Source organism: Nonomuraea turcica (assembly GCF_030718205.1).
Lineage (GTDB): Bacteria > Actinomycetota > Actinomycetes > Streptosporangiales > Streptosporangiaceae > Nonomuraea.
In genome coordinates this window covers 70,816-92,832 of sequence record NZ_JAUZQF010000030.1, presented here as the reverse complement: position 1 = coordinate 92,832, position 22,017 = coordinate 70,816, and the positions used below count along the sequence as shown (strand labels likewise).

The 22,017-nt window shown below is 68.6% G+C and carries 25 protein-coding genes and 2 pseudogenes; 6 read left to right on the top strand and 21 right to left on the bottom strand.

Features of this window, described 5'->3' with window-relative positions:
- Positions 1–502: 502 nt before the first annotated feature.
- From Q9G87_RS50300 to Q9G87_RS50280, 5 genes are all read right to left on the bottom strand, one after another.
- Positions 503–1,039, bottom strand: coding sequence for a glycoside hydrolase family protein (locus Q9G87_RS50300; RefSeq protein ID WP_305923785.1), 537 nt, complete (start codon positions 1,037–1,039; stop codon positions 503–505).
- A gap of 480 nt (positions 1,040–1,519) precedes the next feature.
- Positions 1,520–1,939, bottom strand: a complete 420-nt coding sequence (locus tag Q9G87_RS50295) for a PhzF family phenazine biosynthesis protein (RefSeq protein WP_305923784.1) — start codon at positions 1,937–1,939, stop codon at positions 1,520–1,522.
- Between the two features lie 236 nt (positions 1,940–2,175).
- Positions 2,176–3,351: a pyridoxal phosphate-dependent aminotransferase gene (locus Q9G87_RS50290; RefSeq protein WP_305923783.1), complete on the bottom strand. Its 1,176-nt coding sequence runs from the start codon at positions 3,349–3,351 to the stop codon at positions 2,176–2,178.
- Positions 3,352–3,382: 31 nt separating this feature from the next.
- Positions 3,383–4,696, bottom strand: a complete 1,314-nt coding sequence (locus Q9G87_RS50285; protein ID WP_305923782.1) for an MFS transporter — start codon at positions 4,694–4,696, stop codon at positions 3,383–3,385.
- A gap of 305 nt (positions 4,697–5,001) precedes the next feature.
- The gene (locus Q9G87_RS50280; protein WP_305923781.1) at positions 5,002–5,454 is read right to left on the bottom strand and encodes an Lrp/AsnC family transcriptional regulator; all 453 of its coding nucleotides are present in this window, start codon (positions 5,452–5,454) and stop codon (positions 5,002–5,004) included.
- Positions 5,455–5,762: 308 nt separating this feature from the next.
- Between Q9G87_RS50280 and Q9G87_RS50275 the strand changes: the two genes are divergently transcribed.
- Positions 5,763–5,918, top strand: coding sequence for a hypothetical protein (locus Q9G87_RS50275; RefSeq protein ID WP_305923780.1), 156 nt, complete (start codon positions 5,763–5,765; stop codon positions 5,916–5,918).
- 222 nt (positions 5,919–6,140) lie between these two features.
- On the opposite strand, the gene Q9G87_RS50270 is transcribed toward Q9G87_RS50275, so the two are convergent.
- The 5 genes and pseudogenes from Q9G87_RS50270 to Q9G87_RS50250 form a co-directional block, all read right to left on the bottom strand.
- Positions 6,141–7,127: an aldo/keto reductase gene (locus Q9G87_RS50270; RefSeq protein WP_305923779.1), complete on the bottom strand. Its 987-nt coding sequence runs from the start codon at positions 7,125–7,127 to the stop codon at positions 6,141–6,143.
- A 46-nt stretch (positions 7,128–7,173) separates the two neighbouring features.
- Entirely contained in the window at positions 7,174–7,449 is a 276-nt protein-coding gene (locus tag Q9G87_RS50265) for an aldo/keto reductase (RefSeq protein ID WP_371825956.1), read from the bottom strand.
- Positions 7,450–7,455: 6 nt separating this feature from the next.
- Positions 7,456–8,433 carry an aldo/keto reductase gene (locus Q9G87_RS50260; protein WP_305923777.1) on the bottom strand — a complete coding sequence of 326 codons (978 nt, stop codon included), beginning with the start codon at positions 8,431–8,433 and terminating at the stop codon, positions 7,456–7,458.
- A gap of 2 nt (positions 8,434–8,435) precedes the next feature.
- Positions 8,436–8,813, bottom strand: coding sequence for a DUF2255 family protein (locus tag Q9G87_RS50255; protein ID WP_305923776.1), 378 nt, complete (start codon positions 8,811–8,813; stop codon positions 8,436–8,438).
- Positions 8,814–8,832: 19 nt separating this feature from the next.
- Positions 8,833–9,863, bottom strand: a pseudogene (locus Q9G87_RS50250) (zinc-binding dehydrogenase).
- 98 nt (positions 9,864–9,961) lie between these two features.
- Between Q9G87_RS50250 and Q9G87_RS50245 the strand changes: the two are divergent.
- The gene (locus Q9G87_RS50245; protein WP_305923775.1) at positions 9,962–10,114 is read left to right on the top strand and encodes a hypothetical protein; all 153 of its coding nucleotides are present in this window, start codon (positions 9,962–9,964) and stop codon (positions 10,112–10,114) included.
- Positions 10,115–10,274: 160 nt separating this feature from the next.
- On the opposite strand, the gene Q9G87_RS50240 is transcribed toward Q9G87_RS50245, so the two are convergent.
- Entirely contained in the window at positions 10,275–11,156 is an 882-nt protein-coding gene (locus tag Q9G87_RS50240) for a helix-turn-helix transcriptional regulator (protein ID WP_305923835.1), read from the bottom strand.
- A 450-nt stretch (positions 11,157–11,606) separates the two neighbouring features.
- On the opposite strand from Q9G87_RS50240, the gene Q9G87_RS50235 reads away from it, so the two are divergent.
- Complete coding sequence (locus tag Q9G87_RS50235; RefSeq protein WP_371825955.1) at positions 11,607–11,921, top strand: NAD(P)H-binding protein; 315 nt, start codon at positions 11,607–11,609, stop codon at positions 11,919–11,921.
- 122 nt (positions 11,922–12,043) lie between these two features.
- Here the strand turns inward: Q9G87_RS50235 and Q9G87_RS50230 are convergent, their stop codons facing one another.
- Positions 12,044–12,838: a hypothetical protein gene (locus Q9G87_RS50230; protein WP_305923774.1), complete on the bottom strand. Its 795-nt coding sequence runs from the start codon at positions 12,836–12,838 to the stop codon at positions 12,044–12,046.
- A 133-nt stretch (positions 12,839–12,971) separates the two neighbouring features.
- Between Q9G87_RS50230 and Q9G87_RS50225 the strand changes: the two genes are divergently transcribed.
- Positions 12,972–13,292: a hypothetical protein gene (locus Q9G87_RS50225; protein ID WP_305923773.1), complete on the top strand. Its 321-nt coding sequence runs from the start codon at positions 12,972–12,974 to the stop codon at positions 13,290–13,292.
- Here Q9G87_RS50225 and Q9G87_RS50220 read toward each other — a convergent pair.
- From Q9G87_RS50220 to Q9G87_RS50205, 4 genes and pseudogenes are all read right to left on the bottom strand, one after another.
- A complete protein-coding gene (locus tag Q9G87_RS50220) occupies positions 13,197–13,472 on the bottom strand; it encodes a hypothetical protein (protein WP_371825960.1) in 276 nt (91 codons plus the stop codon). The two genes, Q9G87_RS50225 and Q9G87_RS50220, sit on opposite strands and share 96 nt — an antisense overlap.
- A gap of 121 nt (positions 13,473–13,593) precedes the next feature.
- Positions 13,594–13,833 (bottom strand): annotated as a pseudogene (locus tag Q9G87_RS50215) (homogentisate 1,2-dioxygenase); the annotation flags it as partial.
- Positions 13,808–15,460 (bottom strand): FAD-dependent monooxygenase, encoded by a 1,653-nt coding sequence (locus tag Q9G87_RS50210; RefSeq protein WP_305923772.1) that lies wholly within the window; start codon positions 15,458–15,460, stop codon positions 13,808–13,810. The pseudogene Q9G87_RS50215 and the gene Q9G87_RS50210, both read right to left, overlap by 26 nt.
- A complete protein-coding gene (locus Q9G87_RS50205; RefSeq protein ID WP_305923771.1) occupies positions 15,460–16,422 on the bottom strand; it encodes an MBL fold metallo-hydrolase in 963 nt (320 codons plus the stop codon). The genes Q9G87_RS50210 and Q9G87_RS50205 overlap by 1 nt, the downstream gene beginning before the upstream one ends.
- Before the next feature lie 104 nt (positions 16,423–16,526).
- Between Q9G87_RS50205 and Q9G87_RS50200 the strand changes: the two genes are divergently transcribed.
- Positions 16,527–17,063: a MarR family winged helix-turn-helix transcriptional regulator gene (locus tag Q9G87_RS50200; RefSeq protein ID WP_305923770.1), complete on the top strand. Its 537-nt coding sequence runs from the start codon at positions 16,527–16,529 to the stop codon at positions 17,061–17,063.
- A gap of 20 nt (positions 17,064–17,083) precedes the next feature.
- On the opposite strand, the gene Q9G87_RS50195 is transcribed toward Q9G87_RS50200, so the two are convergent.
- From Q9G87_RS50195 to Q9G87_RS50175, 5 genes are all read right to left on the bottom strand, one after another.
- Positions 17,084–17,830 (bottom strand): SDR family NAD(P)-dependent oxidoreductase, encoded by a 747-nt coding sequence (locus Q9G87_RS50195; protein ID WP_305923769.1) that lies wholly within the window; start codon positions 17,828–17,830, stop codon positions 17,084–17,086.
- A complete protein-coding gene (locus tag Q9G87_RS50190; RefSeq protein WP_305923768.1) occupies positions 17,814–18,896 on the bottom strand; it encodes a 2,3-butanediol dehydrogenase in 1,083 nt (360 codons plus the stop codon). Before Q9G87_RS50190 ends, Q9G87_RS50195 begins: the two co-directional genes overlap by 17 nt.
- A 13-nt stretch (positions 18,897–18,909) precedes the next feature.
- Positions 18,910–19,443: a 2,4'-dihydroxyacetophenone dioxygenase family protein gene (locus tag Q9G87_RS50185; protein ID WP_305923767.1), complete on the bottom strand. Its 534-nt coding sequence runs from the start codon at positions 19,441–19,443 to the stop codon at positions 18,910–18,912.
- 149 nt (positions 19,444–19,592) lie between these two features.
- The gene (locus Q9G87_RS50180) at positions 19,593–20,204 is read right to left on the bottom strand and encodes a helix-turn-helix domain-containing protein (protein WP_305923766.1); all 612 of its coding nucleotides are present in this window, start codon (positions 20,202–20,204) and stop codon (positions 19,593–19,595) included.
- 104 nt (positions 20,205–20,308) lie between these two features.
- A complete protein-coding gene (locus Q9G87_RS50175; protein WP_305923765.1) occupies positions 20,309–21,124 on the bottom strand; it encodes a helix-turn-helix domain-containing protein in 816 nt (271 codons plus the stop codon).
- Positions 21,125–21,242: 118 nt separating this feature from the next.
- On the opposite strand from Q9G87_RS50175, the gene Q9G87_RS50170 reads away from it, so the two are divergent.
- Entirely contained in the window at positions 21,243–21,995 is a 753-nt protein-coding gene (locus tag Q9G87_RS50170; protein ID WP_305923764.1) for a CocE/NonD family hydrolase, read from the top strand.
- Positions 21,996–22,017 lie beyond the last annotated feature (22 nt).

Below are 22,017 nucleotides of genomic sequence, written 5' to 3'. Positions count from 1 at the left end.
AAAACTCCACAGGCCGATGTCGGCTCGCCGAGGTAGTCCCTCCCGGTCCACATGAAGTCCCCGATGACGCCCGGCATCGACGTGACACGCTCCCAGATCGCCGGCAGGGTCGCCGGGCATGGGTTCACTGTCCACCCTGACCCGATGTGGGTATCGTCTGCGGTCCGTTTTGCCGCGGCCGAACGCGTAGTTGTACCCGGCGACGTCGACTGCGGCGAAGACATCACGACTGGCCCTGTCGGCCGCAGGAAGCCGCGATACGAGCACCGCAGATGCGGCCCAGCTTCGCGGTGATCATGTTCGCCACAGCGCTGGTCGCAGCGGACGTCTTATTCGGTTCCTTTCCACCAGTGAACTCCTCACGCTCGAACATGGAGACGCCGTGGACGGACGGGAGGTTCAGCATCAGGTTGACCGTGATCGTGGTGGGCCTTTCTGCCGGGCCGCGAGAACGCCGATGACGTCCACGCTCCCGCCACGGGAGAAGAGGCGCAGCCCGCGCTCACGCGAAGTCATCGGGCTTCCACTCGTTGAGCCACTCGATGTACGGGCGGTCGCCGTCGAAGCGAATCGGGAGCCACACGTAGTCGGCGGTGCCGGTGTTATCCTCACCGGATATGGACCTCAGTGACGCCTCGGCCGTGTCGACGGGGATCGGCGGCGTCTCGCCGCGGGACATCGCCGCCATGATGTCGTAGACGTTCGGCATGTCCGCCGGCAGTTGTGGGATCCACCGGTCTGCCAGCGCGATGTACAGATCCTTCTTATGCGGGTGCTTGAACACCGAGCTGATCTGCGACCGGTACGACGTGCGCGACGCATCCCCGGGATGCGCATCGCCGAGAACGGTGAACGGCCCGTGATAGCCCGGCCCCCTGGCGAACTCTGAGAAGTTCGGGAAGTACTCCGTCGTGCCCGAGGTGACGAGGTAGTGGATGCCGCCCCGCTTGAAGTGCGCGGGCGCCTCACGGGTAAACGACGGGCCGGGGTGGGGGGAGTGCGAACTGTACTCGCCGGAGACATCGGCTCCTTGGAGCATGCCACGGACTCGAGGTGCCCTACGTGTTCGGCACCATCGACCGCCTGCCGATCACCGGACGGGCACCCGGCCGCGAAGCAGTCACCCGAGAGATGATGCATGCCTGGGCGACCTTCGCCCGCGACGGTGTGCCCGAGGTACCCAACGCTGGCCACAGTGGACCCCCGAACAGCCGAAGACGTACGGCTTCGGCACCCCGACGGCGGCGCGACGCCCTGCCTTTCCCCACCAACACCTAGTCGGCATCACGTCGACCAGGCGTTTCACGTGCGGCTATCAATGACAATCGCGACGATCATTTAATGGCCTGCCCGGTTCGCGGTGGCCGGCCAGCAAGGCCACGGCCATCGCAGGACCGCCGGGTCCGCGTCGAACCGCTCCTCCGTGAGCGGGCGGGCGCTGCCGAAACCGAGCTGCACACCCGGTGCCCCTGACCCCGACCTGAACGGATCGGTCGGCTGAGGTGACGGGGCGATCGGTCTAGGCGCGCAGCACCGCGCCGGACGCGACCGCAGCGTGGGACGGCCGGTTCCGGCGCCGTCGCGGTCCGTCGCCGCGGCGTACGCTGATCAGGCCGGCGGCGCACTCCTGCACGATACAGTCGGCGTGCTGCGGTGTGCCGCCGTTGTCCAACCACGCACGTGCAGACCCGCGGGTGGGGTGCCCGGCGAACGGCAGTTCGCCTCCAGGGGTGAAGGTTCGCAGCCGGTAGTCCGCCTCCGCAGTGGTGGGGGGCAGAACGAACGTGGTCTCGGACAGATTCGTCCAGCGCGCCAGGCGCTGCATCTCCTCGTCGGTCAGGTCCGTTCCGTCGAGGACGACGGCAACCGGATTGCCGAGAGACGAGATGGTGGAGAACACATCGACCTGCGCGAACGAGCGCGAGCGCGGCATAGTCATCAAGGCCTTTCGATATCAACGGAAGCGGTTATCAGGCACCCATATGCCGGCGGGAGCATGCCCATCCCAACGGATGCCCGTCTGGCAAGACAGGGCCACTCACGACAAATTGGACTGATCCGCAGGGCTTGAGGGAGCACGCGGACCGTGAACGGCGTCTCCCGGCCGGGCACATCTGTGCTCTGGCAGGCCCGCCCGTTCGGCGTTCGCCCCGGAGGCAAGCCCGCCGCGGAGCTTCATCGAAGGGCGGTCACTAACCTCCCGAGCCGGTCGATCCCTTCGCGGAGATCATCCGTTGAGGCCGCGTACGAGAGCCGGACGTGTGTCTCCGCGGTGTGGAGGCCGAAGTCCCTGCCCGGGGTGAGGGCGACGTGCGCCTCCTGCAGCGCTCGCTCACAGAACTGCCAGGAGGTGAGCCCGGTGTGACTGACGTCGAAGTACACGTAGAACGCGCCGTCCGGCGGGACGGGCACCGGCAATCCGATCCGCGCCAGGCCCTCCAGGACGAGCGCGCGCCGCTCGGCCAACTCGACGCGGCGTGCCTCACAGACGGCAAGGGACTCGGGGGTGAAGCAGGCCAGCGCGGCGTGCTGGGCGGGAGCGGACGCGCAGAGGAAGTAGTTCTGGGCCAGGCGCTCCATCGCCGGCACGAGGATCTCCGGGACGACGCACCATCCGAGTCTCCAGCCGGTCATGCCGAAGTATTTCGAGAAGCTGTTGATGACGATGGCGCCGGGATCGGACGACAGCACGCTGCGCGGTGGCCGGCCCTGGTCGTCGTGGTCGCTCAGGTTGAGGTAGATCTCATCGACCATGCGCCAGGCGTCCCGTTCGCGGGCGAGGTCGCAGATCGCCGCGAGCTCGTCGGCCGGGATCAAGGTGCCGGTCGGGTTCGACGGGGTGGCGATCATGACCCCGCGCGTGTCGTCCGTCCAGCTCCACTTCACCGATGCCGCGTCCAGCTGGAAGCGGGTCTCGGCGGTGGCGGGGACGAGCGTGACGTGGGCGCCGAAGCTTTCGACAATCTGCCGGTTGCAGGGGTACGACGGGTCTCCGATGATCACCTCGTCGCCCGGGTCGACGAGTGCCGCGGTGGCCAGCACCAGGGCGGCCGAGGCGCCCGCGGTCACGACGACCCGGGCAGGGTCGACATCGACGTCATGCTCGTCCCGGTAGAACTGGGCGATCGCCTGCCGCAACTCGGGCAGGCCGAGTGCCGCCGTGTAGGGCATCGGTCTTCCGTCCATGGCCTCGCGCAGTGCGCTCAGGACGGCCGGGGGCGCGCCGAAGTCCGGTTCGCCGATGCTGAGCTTGATGACGTGGTGTCCCTGCGACTCCAGCGTGGCGGCGTGTTTGCCGAACTCCATCGCGTAGAACGGGGCGACGGCCTGCGCACGTTGCGAAATCCTCACGCCACGACCTCCGGCTCGCTTGCGCGTGCATTCATGTGGACTTCTCCCTGGGTGAAGGTTGCTCTACGGGTTGTGCGGCCGGGAGCAGGAACAGGCTGGCGGCGGCCACGAAGCACAGAGCCGCCGCGGTGATCCAGGCTGCCAGGTAGCTGCCGGAGCTCTCCCGGGCCAGGCCCGCGGCCAGGGCGCCCACTCCGGCGCCGACCATGTGTGCGGCGAAGACCCAGCCGAAAACGGCGGTGGCACGTTGCGGGCCGAAGTGCTCCCGGCACAGCGCGACGGTGGGCGGGACGGTGGCCACCCAGTCCAGGCCGTAGAAGACGATGAAGATCCACAGGGACGGCTCCACCGATGGTCCGAGCAGGGTGTGCACGGTCAGCAGGGACAGCCCGCGCAGCCCGTAGTAGGCGACCAGCAGGATCCAGGGGCGTACCCGGTCGGTCAGCCACCCGGAGGCGACGGTGCCGATCACGTCGAAGATCCCGATCAGCGCCAGCAGTTCGGCGGCGGTGGTGGCGGGCATGCCATGGTCGTGCGCGGCGGGGATGAAGTGCGTCTGGATCAGCCCGTTGGTGGACCATCCACAGACCCAGAAGGTCAGCGCCAGGATCCAGAACGCCCGCGCCCGCATCGCCTCGCGCAGCACCACCAGGGTCTCCACCACGGCGCCGCGCCGACGCGGATCGGACGGCGCAACGAGGGTGGCGTCGCCGGCCCCGTAGGAGGTCAGCCCCACCTCGGCGGGGCCGTTGGCGAACGGCCAGAACAGCAGCGGAACGATCGCCACGGCGAAAACCGCCACCAGCAGCGACGCGGTACGCCAGCCGTGGTGACCGGCCAGGTGCACGATGGCGGGCAGGAAGGCCAGCTGACCGCAGGCGTTGGCGGCGGAGAAGATCCCCATGACGAGCCCGCGATGGCGGGTGAACCAGCGGTTGGCGACCATCGCGCCGAAGACCAGGGCCATGACCCCGGTGCCCACCCCGACAAAGCCACCCCACAACACCCACAACTGCCAGACCTCGGTCATCACCACGGTCAGCCCGCTTCCGGCGGCCACCAGGGCCAGGGCCACGGCGACCACCGCTCGCGGCGGGAAGCGCTCCAGCAACACGGCGGCGAACGGCGCCACCAGCCCGTAGACGATGAGATTGGCCGTCACCGCCCCGGACAGCTGGGTACGGCTCCAGGCGAACTCCTCCTCAAGGGGCTCGAACAGAGCGCCGGTAGTGGAGCGGAACGCCGCCGCCGCGACCAGGGCCAGCAGCGTGACGGCGGCCACCAGCCAGGCACGGTGCAGGCGCGGCCGGGACTTGGCGGAAGTTTGCGGGACGGTGCCGGTCACGCGGTCGGGCCGAGGGTGCGCACCAGCAGAAGGGCCACTGTCGCGACGGCGACCACTGTGTCTGCGGTCATGCCGAATTGCCCTTTCCTCCGTTCATTGTCATGGGAGGGAAGCTTAGGCACATTCTGCGAGAAAATGTTACTAACTTTCCCCCTCTTTCACGGCGTTCAAGGGATCATCTTGTGCGGCAGGCGACCTGTTCGGAAGATTCTTGCCAAGCGGTACTCCCGCACCCGATGCAAGCCCAGGACCTGTCCGGCGAACCGACGGCCGTGCCTCGTTCTGCGAACCGAGGCCGGGCGAGCTCACAACGGCAGAGGCCGGTTCTCGACGACGCTCTTCATGATGAGGGTGGAGCTGAGGCGCTGGACGCCGGGGAGGGTGGCGAGACGGTCGTCGTAGATCTCCTGAAAGGCGGGCAGGTCGCGGGCGATGACGCGCAGCAGGTAGTCGGGGTCGCCGAAGAGTCGTTGGGCCTGCAGGACGTGGGGTACGGCGGCGACCGCCTGTTCGAAGGCATCGACGGTGTCGCGGTCCGCGGCGCGCATGGTGACGAAGACGAGGGCCTCGAACGTCAGGCCCAAGGTGTGGGCGTCGAGATGGGCCCGGTAGCCGCTGATCGCGCCGGAGTGTTCCAGGGCGCGCAGGCGCCGGTGGCAGGGCGAGACGCTGAGGCGGACGCGCTCAGCGAGTTCAGTGATGGTGAGCCGCCCGTCTTGCTGGAGTTCGGCAAGAATTCTCCGGTCTACGTCGTCCATGGGGAAGATTCTCCCCCAAAGCAACCTTGTCGGGGGAAGGATTGGAAACACGTTTCACCCATTCGCGCATAAACTTCCTTCCCGAATCCTCGGACGAGTACAAGGGAGAAGCAGAGTCATGCCCGTCGATGCCGTCGCCGCGTTCTGACCGTGGCGGGCGCGGCATATCTGGTCTGGCTGGGGATCGGCACGCTGGCTCGCCCTTCGGTCCCGCAGGCCGGTGCGGAGCAGGCCGCCTGCTCGCGGGTGCGAGTCGCACCGGCCTGGCCACATACCGGGACGACGTCCGCCGGCAGCTCCTCGGCCACATGCCGCCCCCTGCCGCCGACCTCCTCCTCGATCAGCTCGCAGCAGCACAGGACACCCCGGCGCCGGTTCTGCCGACGGTCGAGCAGGTCACCGGGCATCCTGCCCGCACCTACGCCGAGTGGGTGGCCCACCACTCCGCGAGCTTCAGCGTCTAAGGGGCCCGGGCCCGACTCTGGGGCTGGGGCCGTCCTCAGCCGATCACGCACCAGGGGACCGTACGGTTTGCCACACACCCCCGGACCAGCGGCGCTGTGCATCGCCAGGGGCAGCCGGACGATCCGAGGCTGGGGCCATGGCGCGCGCCGGCACAGCGGGTGACCGGTGTGGATCGCCGCACGCCTCATCGATGGTGCGCGGCCGAGACAGGACGTCCGGCTTCAGCGCCCGACCATCTTCATGTGCGCCTCGCTGTACCGGTCTCCCGCCACGCCGACGCGGGCCGCGAGGGCGTCCAGCTCGGCCCGTTCATCCGCGGTCAGGGCCACCGAGGTCGCGCCGGCGTTCTCCTGCAGGCGAGACAGGCGGCGGGTTCCCGGGATCGGGACGATCCATGGCTGCTGGGCCAGCAGCCATGCCAGGGCGATCTGCCCTGGCGTGGCGCCCTTGGCCTCGGCAAGCGTCCGCACGTGATCGACCAGGGCCTGGTTGGCGGGTAGATGCTCGGCGTCGAAGCGCGGGATCGTCGCTCGGATGTCCCCTTCCTGAAAGGCGGTGCTCGCATTGACCGTGCCGGTCAGGAAGCCCTTGCCCAGCGGGCTGAACGGCACGAAGCCGATACCCAGCTCCGCGCAGGTGGGCAGCACCTCGGGCTCGGGATCACGGGTCCACAGCGAGTACTCCGACTGCACGGCGGTGACCGGGTGCACGGCGTGGGCCTTGCGGATTGTGGCGGCCGCCGCCTCTGACAGGCCGAAGTGCTTGACCTTGCCCGCCTGCACCAGCTCACCCACTGCGCCGGCGACGTCCTCGATCGGCACCTCCGGGTCCACCCGGTGCTGGTAGAACAGGTCGATGTGGTCGGTGCCCAGGCGCCGCAAGGAGGCGTCGGCGACCTTGCGGATCTGCTCGGGCCGGGAGTTCAGGCCGACGGGTTTGCCGTCGCGGATGTCCCAGCCGAACTTCGTGGCGATCTGTACCTGGTCGCGGATCGGGCCGATGGCCTCGCCCACGAGCTGCTCGTTGTGATAGGGGCCGTAGACCTCTGCGGTGTCGAGAAAGGTCACCCCGGCATCCAGGGCGGATCGGATCACGCCGATCATGTCCTCGCGGGTGCCCGGGTTCGGGCCGTAGCTCTGCGACATGCCCATGCAGCCCAGCCCTACGGCCGACACCTGCAGGCCTTGTCCCAGCGTCCTGATGTGCACTACTACCTCCTGTGTATCGGCGAACAGGTGTCGCCTGCCCGCCCGATCAGTTCGTGAGGCGCAGGTTGCCGAGCCGGCTGACCACGCCAGGGTCGCGGTGGTCGAAGAACAGCGAGCTGCCCGCATCCAGGGCGGCGATGCGGCTCATCTGGTCGTCGGTGAGCTCGAAGTCGAAGACGTCGAAGTTCTCGGCCATCCGGTCGGCGCGGACCGACTTGGGGATCACGACGACGTCGCGCTGGACGAGCCAGCGCAGCACCACCTGCGCCACCGACTTGCCGTGCGCCTGGGAGGCCTTTCTCTGGTGGGTGCAGAAGGGGATGGCCGGTCAGCGTTCGATCATCTGCATCTGCGCTTCGTTGTGGTGCCCACCGGCGGCCGAGGGCAGGTTGTCGAGCTTCGCGATCTGCTCAGCAGACAGTTCGAGGTCGTTGGCGGCGACGTTCTCCTCCAGGCGCGAGACCCGCTTGGTGCCCGGGATGGGGGCGATGTCGTCGCCCTTGCTCAGCAGCCAGGCGATCGCGACCTGCGCGGGCGTGGCACCGATCTCGGTGGCGATCGCCTGCACCTCGTCGGCGAGAGCGAGGTTGCGCTGGAAGTTCTCACCGGTGAAACGGGGGTTGGTCGCCCGGAAGTCGTCGGGGCCGAAGTCGCTTTCCGACCGGATCTTCCCGGTCAGGAAGCCGTGGCCGAGCGGGGAGTAGGCGACGAAGCCGATGCCCAGCTCGCGCAGCAGCGGCAGCACCTGGCCTTCCTGGTCTCGGGTCCACAGCGAGTACTCCGACTGCAGCGCGGTGATCGGGTGGACCGCGTGCGCACGGCGGATGGTGTCCAGCCACGCCTCAGACAGGCCGATGTGGCGGACCTTGCCCTGCTCGACAAGCGCGGCCACCGCGCCGATGGTGTCCTCGATCGGCACCTTCGGGTCGACCCGGTGCTGGTAGTACAGATCGATGTGGTCGGTGCCCAGGCGCTTGAGCGAGCCCTCGACCGCGGTGCGGATGTTGGCCGGGCTGCTGTCGAGGTTCCATGGGCCGTCGCCGGCGTGGGAGACCAGACCGAACTTGGTGGCGATCACCACCTGGTCGCGGCGGCCCTTGAGCGCCTTGCCGAGGAGTTCCTCGTTGATGTACGGGCCGTAGATCTCGGCGGTGTCCAGGAAGGTGACGCCCAGGTCGAGCGCGCGGTGGATGGTGCGGATGGACTCGGCGTCGTCGGTGCCGGCGCCGGTGTAGCCGTGGGACATGCCCATGCAGCCCAGGCCAATGCGGGAGACGTCCAGATCGCCCAGCGCGATGTGCTTCATGATCACCTCTCGGGGATGAGTTTGATCGTCGCGGCTCGCGACTCGGGGTTGACGACGCCGCCGATGATGTTGTCGCCGTAGCGGCGGTATTTGGTGCGGTAGACCTCGTCGATCCGCTCGTAGACAGCGGGGTCGGCGTCGGTGAAGGTGACATCGGTCTGGATGCCGCCGGCCGAGATGCGGCCCTGGTGGCGGGTTCGGGTGCCGCGGTACCAGGCGCCGGCGCGGCCGTTCATGCAGCGCACGTACAGGTCGTCGCCGACGCGGACGACCCACATCGTCACGGGATGGCGCAGACTGCCGTCCGCGCGGCGGGAGGCGAGGTCCAGGTCTTCGGCCTCGCCGATGGCGGCGAGTTCGTCGCTGGTCCAGGTGGCCATCGCGAGCGTCTCCTTGGTATCAGGGTTGGATGAGGACCTTCAGCGCGGTGCGGTCGTTCATCGCGTGGTAGCCGTCGGGCACCTGCTCCAGGCCGATCGCCCGGTCGAACACCCGGCCCGGCTCGACCGTGCCGTCCAGCACGCCGGGCAGCAGCTCGTCGATGTAGGCGCGTACCGGGGCGGGGCCACCGGTCAGCGTGATGTTCGGGCCGAACAGGCTGCCGAACCCGATCGGCGCGTCCTCGTACTGCGGCACGCCGACGCGGCTGATCACCCCGCCGGGGCGGACGAGGCCGACCGCCGTGTCGTAGGCGTTCCGGTAGCCGACGGCCTCCAGCACCGCGTGCACGCCCTGACCGCGGGTCAGCTCGCGCACCTTCTCGATACACTCGGCGCCGCGCTCGGGCACGATGTCGGTCGCCCCGAAGTCGATGCCCAGCTTGGTGCGGTCGTCGTGCCGGCCCATCAGAATGATCCGCTCCGCGCCGAGCCGCCGAGCCGCCGGGCCGACAGCACCGCCATTAGCCCGACCGCGCCGTCGCCGATCACCGCGACCGTGGTGCGCGCGTCGACACGGGCCTGCTTGGCGGTGTGGTAGCCGGTGCCGTACACATCGGCCAGGGTCAGCAGCGACGGCAGCAGCTCGCTGTCCTCGCCGACCGGCAGCTTGACCAGGGTGCCGGTCGCCTGCGGGACGCGGATCGCCTCCGCCTGGGCCCCGCCGACGTCGCAGGCCGCCCAGAAGCCGCCGTTGGGGCAGGAGGTGTGCAGGCCCTCCCGGCACAGGTCGCAGGTGTTGTCGGCGTAGGCGAACGGCGCCACCACCAGGTCACCGCGCTTGAGCCCGCACACCTCCGTGCCGAGGTCCTCGATCACGCCGAGGAACTCGTGCCCCATCGGCGTGCCCTGCTGTGAGGCCGGCAGGTCGTGGTAGGGGTGTAGGTCGCTGCCGCAGATGCACGAGTGCACGATGCGCACGAGCGCGTCGGTGGGCTGCTGCAGGACCGGGTCGGGCGCGTTCTCCACGCGCACGTCACCGGTGCCGTACATGAAAGTAGCTCGCATCGGAGGTTTCCGTTTTCTTGTCTTCGTCGTCCGCCTGTACGCGCAGTGCCACCTCAGGTCCCGGAGCGGCTGCCGGGGAGCTCGTGGCCGACCCTGCCGGTGTGCGGCTGCGGCGGCTTCGGCTGGAGGGCCGCAGGCTGCTGCTGCTCCGCACCACCGTGTCGGTCGGTTCGCCGCATGCGCCCCTTCTCTGCGTGAATGGCCTGGTCAAGCTCTATGAAACCGGCTCGCTCTGACATGCGGCAGGGTCTGCTGTTACAGGTAATGACAGGGCCTCCCAGCGGGGTTTACGCGCCGGTCGCGCGGCCTTATCGCAGGCCGGACTGGCTTCGGTGCAGTGAGGGCTTCACGCCGTGTAGCGCGCCCTCCGGAGGCTTCGTGATGTGAGGGCGTGGCTCAGCTCTGGTCCGGGGCTGGCTGCCGCGCCTCGGCGAGGTCCTGGGTGGCCGCCCAGCTGGCGAGCATCTTCAGGCCGTCAGCGGTGGCGCTGCCGGGGGTGGCGGTGTAGACGTTGAGGGCCAGGCCGGGCTCGGACGGCAGCTCCATCGATTCGAAGTTCAGGTCGAGCCGGCCGACCACCGGATGGCACAGCCGCTTCATGCCGCTGCGGTGGAACTGCACGTCGTGGGAGGCCCACCGCTGCCGGAAGACCTCACTGCGCGTCGAGAGTTCGCCGACCAGCTCGATCAGCGCCCGGTCGTGCGAGTTGCGGCCCGCCTCCAGCCGGAGCATGGCGGCGGCGTCGTTGGCGATCCGGTCCCAGTCGACGAAGAACTCCCTCGCGGCCTCATCGAGGTAGAGGAACCGGGCGGTGTTCGCCGGGCGGCGCGGGTCGGCCAGGACCGGGGAGTACAGGGCGCGGGCCAGGCGGTTCATGGCGAGGATATCGTGACGGCCGTTGCGCACCCAGGCCGGTGCGTCGGTGATGGCATCGAGCACCTGCTGGATCATCGGCCGGATCGTGGTGGGCGACGTGCGGCGGCGGCGCTGGCCCGGACCGGCGGCCCGGGCCAGCGCGAACAGGTGCTCGCGCTCGGCCTCGTCCAGTTGCAGTGCGCGGGCCAGGGCGTCCAGCACGCTGTCGGAGGCACCGGACAGGTTCCCGCGCTCCATGCGGACGTAGTAGTCGATGGAGACGCCGGCGAGCATTGCGACCTCTTCGCGCCGCAGTCCTTTGACGCGACGGTTGCCGCCGTAGGCGGGCAGTCCCGCCTGGTCCGGAGTGATGCGCGCCCGCCGCGAGCTGAGAAACTCGCGGACCTCGGCGCGGTGGTCGATATGGCCCATAACCCCAGGGTAAGCACGGTGACGGTCGTGAAGGAGGTAAGGCCACTACCCCGAACGAGCGTCCCTCCCTGGCCCGCCTGGATCGTCGTTGATTGGAAGCATCCCGACCCGCACACGAGGAGCAGCATGATCCAACCCCGCCGGCGGCACCGCAGAGCGGTCTGCGGCACGCCCGACCGCCATCCTGGCGATCATCCTGATCGGCTACTTCATGATCCTGCTCGACAACTCGGTCATCTTTACCGGGCTGCCGAGCATCCGCGCCGATCTGGACCTGAGCCCAAGTGTCCTGTCCTGGGGGGCAGGACGCCTACACCCTCGTCGTCGGCGGTCTGCTGCTGCTCAGCGCCCGCGCCGGTGACCTCGTCGGCCGGCGGCTGTTCGTCGCCGGCCTGGCGATCTTCGGCGCCGCCTCGCTGCTGAGCCAAGGACCCGGCCAACCTGATCGCCGACAGCACCCGCGCGCTCGTTCGGGCCGCCGAGGACGGCGACACCAAACGACTGGTGATCATGTCGGCTTTCGGAGTCGGCGAGTCTCTGAGCAAGGCCTCCGCGATCCTCCGGTTCCTCTACAGGGGTGGCAAGGCGATCTTCGCCGACAAGGCCGCCGGCGAACAGATCCTCACTGCCTCCGCCCTGGACTGGACACTGGTCTACCCGGTGTTGCTGACCAACAAGCCGGCCACAAACAACGTCCGCGCCGTCGAAGGCTCCTCCTGGTCACGGCGCCCCGCTGTGCTCGCCACGAGCCGCTGACCACCGACTCGTCAGCGAACCAGCGCACGGCGTGGGCAAGGAGCTGCACAGCCGGGGGTCACGAGCCTGATTCGGGGCGTTCTTGACTTGTGACGTTCGGATACATCGACGCGCATGGTCGATCACTTCTGGTAGGTCGGCAGAATCTCTCCGTTCTGTACATAGGTGAGCGCCGCAGACACTTCGTAGGCGTGCACGGCTGAGACGAACGCGGGAAGCACGGGCGACAACTTCGTGACAGCATCGCTGGCGAAGCTTGCCCGAAGCGCGTCGGCATCAGTGAAGCCCAGCATCATTGAGGCGTGGAAGCGCTGGTCGGTGGGGTTGTCGTGGGCCACGTTCGGCGTGTCCCAGAGCCTTTGGCTCCAGGGCATGAACACCTGCGTACGCAGTTCCTTCAACATGCCGGCGTTCGCGAGGCCGGCGACCATCACCTCGGTGACGAACCGGCGGAAAGCACCGGTGCCGACCCCCTGCCTTCTCCTGAGGTAGATCAGGGCCCGGGCTTCCGCCCGCTCACCGGGATCCGCGACGTCGTACCAACGAGCGGAGTTCGGCGGCCCCGCATAGAGCAGGGTGCGCCGGAACACATTCACCTCATCTTTGTAGGCGAGCTTCGTCTGCTTCCGGCCCCAGAGCGGAGAGAGGACCGACTGGAAGGTGACCTCGGCGAGGCCGTCGATCCTGCGATCGGCGGGGATGGCCGTCTCCACTCCGCTGATGGCCGGCCACAGCCCCGGATTGGTCTCGGCCAGGTGAATCTGCCGGTACTCCTCGAATCCCGGTGTCACACTGATGATCTTGGAGTGTGGGCCCTTCCAGTGGTCCAACCCTTGCTGACGGGGCTGATCGGTGCGCATCCACAGCAGAATCGACGAAGCGAAGGGTTTCTTGACATAGGTCGGTGTCTGAGTCATTGCCCGTCTCCCTGGATTTCGTGGCGTGCCGGTCATCGCGCGAGGAACTTCGCGGCGATGGGGGCGAACTTGTCGTGGAACTGGAAGATCCCGCCGTGGCCGGAGTCGGCACGGCGACACCCGCCCTTCGACCATGGCCTTGAGGCGGGCAGGTACGCTGCGGGTTGAGTACCGGCCCGGCTACCAGCCCGGCATACGGCAGGTCGAGCCGCGCGGCCGCGGTGGTCAGGTCGAGCACCTGATCGCCGATCGGCACGCTCACGTGCCGGCCGCCGAGGGGATGGCCGAATATGCCGTACGGCAGGTTCGCCAGGCCGAGGGGGTGTTCGGGGCCAGGTCCAGCAGGCTCACGCGAGGTTCACCTTTCCGTGGGGTCGAGCAGGCCGAGCCCGGTGAGGTCGGTGAGCGGCTCGGTGACGCTACAGGTGCCGAACGACCGGAAACGGTTCCGTAGCCGCGCGATGTGGAGGTCGCTGAGCTGCCGGGCCGCTGCGGCGAGGGCGTCGGCGGAGCGCTCGGCGAGTACCTCAGCGGCTCGTGTGGTGTCCGCGCCGTCAAGTAGTGCGGCCGTGGCGAGGAGGACGTTGAGGAAACCGTGGTGCTCGAAGCCGGTGTCGGCGGCAGAGTGGCGCACGGCGTGGTGAAGCCCGGCAGTGCATTTGAACGCCAGATCGCGGTCGAGGCATCCGGCGATCGCGGCGGCGAGTTCCGACTCCGTGGGAAAGGCGTCTGCCGTGGTGCCGCCGGTACGCAGCTTCGCGTGCGCGCAGGTGCCGCGGTCGCAGCGGATGGTTTGCGTCGGTGGCCAGCTCGGGCAGCTCCCACGGCGTCGCGTCGACGATGGCCGAGGGCAGGTGCCGGTGGTAGAGCAGCGACGAGTCGCTGGAGAAGCCCTCCTCGCCCATCAGTTCCTCGTAGTAGAGGCCACCATCGGGACGACGGTGCTGGGTGTGGCGCTTCGGTGGGACGTCACCGATCAGCCGGTAGTACGCCATGGTCACGCTCCTCTGTCGTGGTGGGAGCGGCGGTCGCACGCCGCAGCGCCGTGCCGGCAGCGGCCGGGCCCGGATCAGTGAGTACCGCGGCGACATGTGCGTCCGGCCGGATGATCCACAGCTCCTCGGGATGGGCCGCCAGGACGGTGGCGAGCGCGCTGTCGTGGTCGATGTCGGTGATGCGCTCGACCCGCACCGGTGCCGAGGTTGCGCGCTGCGCGGCGGCGTGGACGGCGTCGGCGTCCACCCGCTCGCCGGCCAGCAGCAGGAATCCGTCGCGGGCGATCTGCCGTATCCGGGTGGGACGCCCGCCGATCGCGATCGGCGCGTCGGGCACGAGGATGCCAGGGCCGGCCGGCGGCACGGCGCCGCGCGGTGGGCGTCCGGTGAACGGATGGTTCGGATTCGGCGTGGTCAGCGGCGAGTCGACGTACCAGAAGGGTTCCGCGAGCCGGCCGGAGTCGACGGCAGCGCGGGCGCCCGCGTCGGTGCCGGCCGCCTCCAGGACGGCCAGGCGGTGCTGGTGCTCGGCCTCGGTGCCGGGTACGAGGAAGCGCATGGTGGCGTCGGTGACGTCCAGGTTCTCGCGGGCGGCGGCGTGCCGTTCGGCGTGGTAGCTGTCGAGCAGCGACTCGTCGGCCCAGCCGTTGAGGACGAACGCCAGCTTCCAGGCGGCGTTCTCCGCGTCCTGTACGCCGGAGTTGAGTCCGCGGGCGCCGAACGGGGAGACCAGGTGGGCCAGATCGCCGGCGAGCAGCACCCGCCCGACCCGCATCCGGTCCACGACCCTGGAGTGGAAGCGGTACACCGAGCTCCACACCAGCTCGTAGGGCCGATCACCGATGATGGCTCGGATCCGCGCGTCCCGGCCGCCTGGGTCCACGCCGACGGCACGGTCCTCGCCGGCCGGGACCTGCCAGTCGATGCGGAACGTACTGTCCGGACAGGGGTGGATGAGGACCTGCCGTCCGGGGTTCCACGGCGGGTCGAAATAGAACCGGCGCTCGTTGGCCCAGCCGGGCAGGTCGGTGCGGATGTCGCAGATCAGGAACCGGTCGTCGAAGGAGCGCCCGTCGAACCTGACGCCGAGCATGCGCCGTATGTCGTCGCCGCGGGCTCCGGCGCATGCGACCACGTAAGACGCCTGCACCGCACGGTTCCCACAGTGCAGCGTGACGCCCTGCTCGTCTTGGGCGATGCCGGTCACGTGGTGGTCCCAGCGCACGTCGATGAGCGGTTCGGCCGCGATCCGCTGGTCAAGGACTTCCTCGGTACGCGTCTGTGAGATGTTCACAAACGGCGGAAACACAGATCGGCCCGGGTCAGCGAAGGTGTAGTTGAACAGTTCCTGGTCGCGGTAGAAGGTGCGCGCCACGGTCCAGGTGAGCCCCTCGTCGGCGATGCGGCGGCCGGCGCCAACGGCGTCCCACACGTCGAGGACGTCGCGCTGCTGCACGATCGCCTTGGAACCGACCGGGTCGCGGTGCGGCCGCTGATCGAGCAGGATAACCGGGACAGCCCACCGCGCCAGCAGCAGCGCGGCAGTCTGGCCCACCGGCCCGTTGCCGAGTACCACCACCGGCGACGGGCCGCGTCCGTCGCGGGCGTCAGGCGTGTGGCCGTTCATCAGTCCTGCAATTCCTGCCACACGGCGCGGTCGCGTTCCCCGGTCCAGATGCGCGGCCGTTCGATGCCGGACATCTCGTCCCAGAGCCGGGACACGTCGAACGGCAGGCAGTGTTCGAAGATGGGCCAGCCGCCGTACTGATCGACGAGGGCGGCGTGAGTCGCCTCGAACGCCTCCTTCACCGTGCCACCTCGCTGCCGCACGGCGCCGACTTCACGCAGCATCACCTGCAGGAAGTGCCGGGTCTGCCCGATCGCCGCGTCCACCGCGTCTCGCCCGGACGCCACCGCGCCGCGCCCGCCGACGAGTGTCTCGGCGCCGAAGGCGGCGACCGCGTCCAGCGTCCCGGTCGACCAGTCCCGGTGGAACGCGTCGCCGGTGTACAACGCCGCGTGCGCCTCCACCAGGTCACCGGCGAAGAGGATCCGCTGTCGGGGCAGCCACGCCACGATGTCGCCCTCGGTGTGCCCGCGCCCGCAGTACTGCAGCACCAGATCACCCCGATCGCCGCCGAGATCGATGGTGAACCGATCCGCGAACGTGGCAGTGGGCCAAGTCAATCCCGGAATCGAGGCGGGCTCCTTGAACAGTCGGGGCATCCGGCCGTATTCCGACTCCCAGTCCTGCTTGCCGCGTTCGGCGATCAACTCGCGTGTCCGCTCGTGCGCCACGATCACCTCGGCGTCGAAGGCGCTGGCACCGAGCACCCGCACCGCATGGTAGTGCGACAACACGAGAAACTTGACCGGTTTGTCAGTGTGCTGACGGAGCAAGGCGAGCCATTCCCGGGCGGCCACCGGAGTGGCGAGCGCCTCGAAGCAGACCAGAAAATCCTCGCCTTCGATCGCCCCGACGTTCGGATCGCCCTCCGCCGTCAGCGCATAGACCCCGTCGGCCAACACCTCGAGGGTCTGCTGTTTGTCGGCGAGATCGGCGGACGAGGCGAAGGGCTTCTGCGCCATGACACAGCTCCTAGTCTAGTCAAAGGTTTTACTATTTCCTGGACGCTACGCCAAACCGCGTTGGCAGGGAAGCCCTGGAGAAGACAGGCCATAGTCTTGGCCACATGAATGGCGCCGCCCTGCCGGAAGAACTGGACTACTTGGGGTTCATCGACTTCGCGATCGACCACACCAGGCGGGAACTGCCCGAGATCGACCCGGATGCGATGCGTCTCGTGCTCACCCTGCACAGGGTGACCAACGCCCTCATCTACGACCTGGAGTCGTCGGTACACCGGCCGCGCGGGTTCAGCTGGGCCGGCTTCCGGGTGCTGTTCGTGCTCTGGCTCGCCGGGCCGATGGAGGCCAAGCGCGTCGCCGAATTGTCCGGCATGAGCCGTGCTGCCGTCTCGGCGCTGGTCAACACCCTCGAACGAGCCGGTCTGGCATCCCGCCGACGGGCCGATCACGACGGGCGCGCCATCACGCTGACCCTGACCCCGGCCGGACGTGACGCCATCACCGATGCCTTCCGGGCACACAACCAGCGGGAGCAGACCTGGGCCGCCACCCTCACCGAGGCTGAACACGTCACGTTGGTGGGCCTGCTGGAAAAGCTCATGGCCGGAGCGACCACGGCGACCACGAAACGCAGGCACTGACCGCAACTTGATGGCCGCAATCAAACGCAGAGATAGCCCCCATCCACGGGCAAGACCGCCCCGCAGATGTACGACGCGGCAGGCGAGCACAGAAACGCGATCACCTGAGCGACATCCCGGGGCTTTCCGTACCGTCCCAGCGGGATGCGCAGCAGCAGTTCCGCGGCGGCCTGCGGATCGTCGAGCAAGCCGCGGGCCAGCTGTGTCTCCACGAACCCCGGCGCAACGGCATTCACCCGGATGCCTTCCGGGGCGTACTCCGCGGCGAGGGACCGGGTCAGTTGCGAGACGCCCCCCTTGCTCGCGCTGTACGCCGGCCGATCCCTGCTGCCGAAGAAGGCGAACATCGAGGACACGTTGACGACGCAGCCGCCGGCCCTCGCGAGACCCGGGCGCGCCGCTTCGCTGGCGACCATGGTGGCGGTGAGGTTGACGTCCAGCACCACGCGCCAGGGGTCCAGGTCGTACTCCCTGCGGTCGTGGCTGACGCCCGCGCAGTTGACCAGGACACCGATCTGCGGTTCGGCCGAGATCAGCCGCGCCAGGCCGTCGTGGTCGCGGACGTCGTGCTTGATCACCCGTACCCGCGGATGCACCGGTCGCTCGCCGGCGACCCGGGGGGCGAGGCCGAGAGCCGTGACGTCGGCGCCGAGTTCGGCGAACAGCATCGCCGTCGCGGCGCCGATCCCCGACGTGCCGCCGGTGACGAACACCGGGTGCCCGGCGAACTGGTCGCTGTTGAACCCTGCCCTATCCGCCGTGGTCATGTGCTTGCCTTCCTCCACTTGGTCGAACAAGGATCTTGATCTGGTCGCTGCCGCGCAGCAGGGCTTCGAACCCGTCGTGCACGACGTCCTCCAAGGCGATGATGGCGGTGACGATCGCGGTGAGGTCCATCCCCTTCTCCACCAACCGGATCAGGTCGGGGTAGACGTCGCGATAACCCACGCTGGTGATGATCGACTGCTCCTTGTTGACCATCGCGAACGCATCGATGCTGACCGTCCCGGCCAGGCCGACCAGCATGACCCGGCCGCCGCTCCGCGTCGCGTGCATGCAGGTGCGCAGCGTCTCCTCGGAGCCGACGACTTCGAAAGCCACGTCCACGCCTTCAGCGTCGGCGGCCTGCCTGATCAGGTCAGCCACGGCAGCCCGATCTTCGGCGGGCACGAGGTCCGTTGCACCCAGGGCGTGGGCGACCTCGAGCCGGGCCGGGGAGAGGTCGGCCGCGATGATGCGGCCCGCGCCGTGCCGCACGGCCAGCATCACGATGAGAAGCCCGATCGGGCCGAGGCCGATCACGGCGAGTGTCTCGCCCGGGCGGAAGCCCGCCCGCCGCCAGGCGTGCAGGGCCACGGCAGCCGGCTCGAACACTGCCGCCTGCTCCAGTGAGACCGTGTCGGGTAGGCGGTGCAGCATGTAGGCGGGAACGACGGCCCGTTCGGCCATCCCGCCGTCGCCCATGAGACCGGCGAAGCCGAAGTGCCGGCAGATGTTGTACTCACCGTTCCGGCATCGGGGACACGCGCCGCAGCGGTAGTGTGGCTCCACCGCGACCCGGTCGCCCGGCGCGAACCCGGACACGCCGGACCCGACTTCGACCACCGTGCCGCAAAATTCGTGGCCGACGATGATCGGCGCGGTCGTCCGCGACTCGGGATGCGGTTCGTGCACCGGGATGGCATGCGGTCCGTCAGCGTACTCATGCAGGTCGCTACCGCAGATGCCGCAGTATGCCACCGCGATCGCGACCTCCCCGGGGCCGGTGGCCCGGGACTCCACATCGACGACGCGGACATCGCGCGCTCCGTACCAGACGGCGGCCCTCGTCACGCGGCCTTTCCCATCAGCGGAAGAGCGAGTTGACGTAGTCGGCGCCGATGCCCACCTTGTCGTAGTGCTCCCGGCACATCGCGATGTAGTCGTGGACGTCGAAGATCCCGGTGACGTCGCCGTTCTCGTCCAGCCAGGCGAGCGGACCCTTGACGATGAAGAAGGTTTTCATCGGCTCGCCGCTGTCGTAGGCAACCAGCGTGTGACCCTCGCCCGGGGCTTCGTAGACGAAGTCGCCGGCGCTCGCCGTCCAGGGCCGCTCCAGGTAGCCCCACTTGCCGGAGATGGTGTAGGCGAACACCTCATGCGGGTGGTAATGCCGGTTGACCAGCCCAGCCTCCTTCGCGCGCAGGATGTCAGCCCAGCTGTTGTCCTTGACGTTGATCCACAGCGGCCGGGACCCGACGGTCTCGGTGAAAGGCACGTAGTAGCGGTCGTCATCGGTGGCGACCTTGGAGAGGTAGACCTCCGGCAGCGCATCCGGCTTCTGCGAATTCTCGATCGGCTTGAGGGTTTTCCAAAACTCCGAATTGGGCGTTTCAGGCATGCTGCCAGCTCCTTTGCTAGCTCGCGACGTTGACGCGGAGCCCTCGACCACACATGAGGGCCGGAAGCCGCATGGTCACAGGCTAGGGCCGACATGCATGACATGCAAGGGAGCATTGCATGACGCTTCAGTACCTGCTCGGACGCAATCTAACGTGATGGTGGCGCCACAATGAGCATGAACTCCGCGACTGTCGCCCGGGGGTTGTGCAGACGATGCGGGCGACTCCGGTCGAAACGGATCGTGTCGCCCGCCGCCAACAGGAACTCCTCGTCGTCGACCACGACGGCGACGTGCCCGGTGAACGCGACGACGACCTCCTCGCCGGGGTGCGAGGAGGGAAGGGTGGCCCCGCCGCCCGGTGGTATCGACCCCCAAATCACCTCGACCGCGCCGTCCAGGTCGGGAATCATGAGTTCGTACTGGATACGCGAGTCGGGCACCTTGAGCCGGCGCCGGTCGGCGTGCCGCACGACGAGCCGCCGCCCGGCCGCGTCATGCTCGCTCGCGGTTGACCGGTCCTCGCCCTCGAACAGCGCCGCGATCGGCACACCGAGGGCACGGGCGATGGTGCGCAGCGTGGGCAGCGACGGCTGCGCGACACCGCGCTCAACCCGGGAGAGCAGGCTGGCCGAGATCTGCGCGGCGTCGGCGACGCTGTCCAGGGTCAGTCCCGCCCTCTTGCGCAATTCCCGGATCCGACCGCCAAGGGCGGCGGCGTCGGCGGCGTCCGGATCTGCCGACGTGGCGGCGCTGGTCATCCAGCCCACTCCTTTCCCGGCAGCGCGTCGCCGCCGAACACTAGGACCCTACCTGCCACTTGGGCCTCGATACGGCGACGAAGAGCTACCACGCCCTGCCATGGTCACGTTGTCGGGATGTCTCGTTCGGCGGTGTCGCCGACCGGAGTCAGGCGCCTGGGTTTCTCCCGGCCGCTGTATCGATGTTCGCGCGGGCTGAGGCCGAACCGCGTCCTGAACACGTAGGCGAAATGAGATGGACGCCGGAATCCGAGCTGTGTGGCGATGTCAGCGACCGACAGGTGTGCCAGGCGAGGGTCGGCGAGGTCGTGGTGAGCGCGGTCGAGACGCCGCTTCATCACGTATCGGGCAACGGATGTCTGCTGCTCGTGAAAGAGGGCTTGCAGGTGGCGCGGCGAGACGAAGACGGCGCGGGCGACAGCCGCCGGGGACAAATCGGGATCCCACAGATTTTGTTCGATGTACTGTTGTGCCCGCGCGAGGGTAGCCGCGCGCAGCGGAGCGCCTGTGGGCAGCGAGGCGATCTCCGCGAGCGACGCCGCGATGAGCTCAACAGCGGCGGTCGCGTAATGCCGCTGGACCACTGGTGAGGCGGTGTCCGCCGTGGCCGAGAGGTTCTTGAGCAGCGGATAGATCAGGGCGGCGCTGCCATCCCGTCCGTTGATCGCGGTGGCGGTGGAGGCAGAAGCCCCGGGCAGTACTGCCAACATCGTCATGTGCGGAATGTGCAGGGTGAGCATCTCGAGGTCGCCCTCGACCTGCAGAACGCACGGGCGGGTGCTGTCGTACATCGCGAAGTCGCCGGCGCGCACGACAGCCGTTCGTCCTCCTGAACGAGCGTGCCGGTGCCGGCGAGGGTCACACCGATCACTCCCGGGCGATTGATCGGCGCCTGCACCCGCCGGGATGTTCAGCGTCATGATGTCCGCCCTCCTGGGTTGTGCCCGGTAGCGGGATCACTCACGGGCAAATTGTGCGCTGACGCCGTCCCACACGCCGTCCCACACGTCGTCCGTCCCGCGTCCGGAAGGTCGCACCATGAACCTGACCAGCCATCTCATCCAACGCATGTTGCGTTTGGCCACACCGTCCACCCGACAGTTGATCGTCGACCGCGACCTTCGAGTGCCGATGCCCGACGGTGTCGATCTCCTCGCCGACCGCTGGGCGCCTCGAGCCGGAGGCGACGCCCTGCCGACGGTCGTCATCCGCACCCCGTACGGCCGGCGCGGCACCTTGGGCACGGTCCTGACCCGGCCGCTGGCCGAGCGGGGCTTCCAGGTCCTGATCCAGAGCACCCGCGGCACGTTCGGCTCCGGTGGCACCCTCGACCCGCTGCGCTGCGAGCGTGAGGACGGATTGGCCACGCTGGAATGGGTGGGGAACCAGCCGTGGTTCGCCGACACGATGGTGCTGTTCGGGCTGAGCTACCTCGGCTACGCGCAATGGGCGATGACGGACCGGCTGCCACCCTCGGTCAAGGCGATGATTCCGCAGGTGAGTGAGTCTGCCCTGACCATGGAATTCCTGCGCGCCGACGGGATCTCCCTCGAGACGCCTTTCGACTGGGGCGTCCTGGTCGCCACTCAGGAGCGGCGCTGGGCGATGTTGCGTCACCGCCTGGGTGCCAGGCGACTGCAGCGGGCGTTGCGCACCATTCCGCTCACCGGCTCGGACATCGCCGCTCTCGGTCACCGATCCGAGTACATCCAGGACATTCTCGCCCACGACCGAGACGCCGACCGGTGGGCCGGCATCGACCACAGTCACCGGGGCGCGACGCACGCCTGACCGTCGGTCAGTGGACCCACAC

Coding starts and splice junctions, on each gene's coding strand:
- Q9G87_RS50300 (WP_305923785.1), bottom strand. CDS start 1,039: ATGCTCCAAGGAGCCGATGTCTCCGGCGAGTACAGTTCGCACTCCCCC.
- Q9G87_RS50295 (WP_305923784.1), bottom strand. CDS start 1,939: ATGACTATGCCGCGCTCGCGCTCGTTCGCGCAGGTCGATGTGTTCTCC.
- Q9G87_RS50280 (WP_305923781.1), bottom strand. CDS start 5,454: ATGGACGACGTAGACCGGAGAATTCTTGCCGAACTCCAGCAAGACGGG.
- Q9G87_RS50275 (WP_305923780.1), top strand. CDS start 5,763: ATGCCGCCCCCTGCCGCCGACCTCCTCCTCGATCAGCTCGCAGCAGCA.
- Q9G87_RS50260 (WP_305923777.1), bottom strand. CDS start 8,433: ATGAAGCACATCGCGCTGGGCGATCTGGACGTCTCCCGCATTGGCCTG.
- Q9G87_RS50255 (WP_305923776.1), bottom strand. CDS start 8,813: ATGGCCACCTGGACCAGCGACGAACTCGCCGCCATCGGCGAGGCCGAA.
- Q9G87_RS50230 (WP_305923774.1), bottom strand. CDS start 12,838: ATGACTCAGACACCGACCTATGTCAAGAAACCCTTCGCTTCGTCGATT.
- Q9G87_RS50225 (WP_305923773.1), top strand. CDS start 12,972: ATGGCCTTGAGGCGGGCAGGTACGCTGCGGGTTGAGTACCGGCCCGGC.
- Q9G87_RS50210 (WP_305923772.1), bottom strand. CDS start 15,460: ATGAACGGCCACACGCCTGACGCCCGCGACGGACGCGGCCCGTCGCCG.
- Q9G87_RS50205 (WP_305923771.1), bottom strand. CDS start 16,422: ATGGCGCAGAAGCCCTTCGCCTCGTCCGCCGATCTCGCCGACAAACAG.
- Q9G87_RS50200 (WP_305923770.1), top strand. CDS start 16,527: ATGAATGGCGCCGCCCTGCCGGAAGAACTGGACTACTTGGGGTTCATC.
- Q9G87_RS50195 (WP_305923769.1), bottom strand. CDS start 17,830: ATGACCACGGCGGATAGGGCAGGGTTCAACAGCGACCAGTTCGCCGGG.
- Q9G87_RS50185 (WP_305923767.1), bottom strand. CDS start 19,443: ATGCCTGAAACGCCCAATTCGGAGTTTTGGAAAACCCTCAAGCCGATC.
- Q9G87_RS50180 (WP_305923766.1), bottom strand. CDS start 20,204: ATGACCAGCGCCGCCACGTCGGCAGATCCGGACGCCGCCGACGCCGCC.
- Q9G87_RS50175 (WP_305923765.1), bottom strand. CDS start 21,124: ATGACGCTGAACATCCCGGCGGGTGCAGGCGCCGATCAATCGCCCGGG.
- Q9G87_RS50170 (WP_305923764.1), top strand. CDS start 21,243: ATGAACCTGACCAGCCATCTCATCCAACGCATGTTGCGTTTGGCCACA.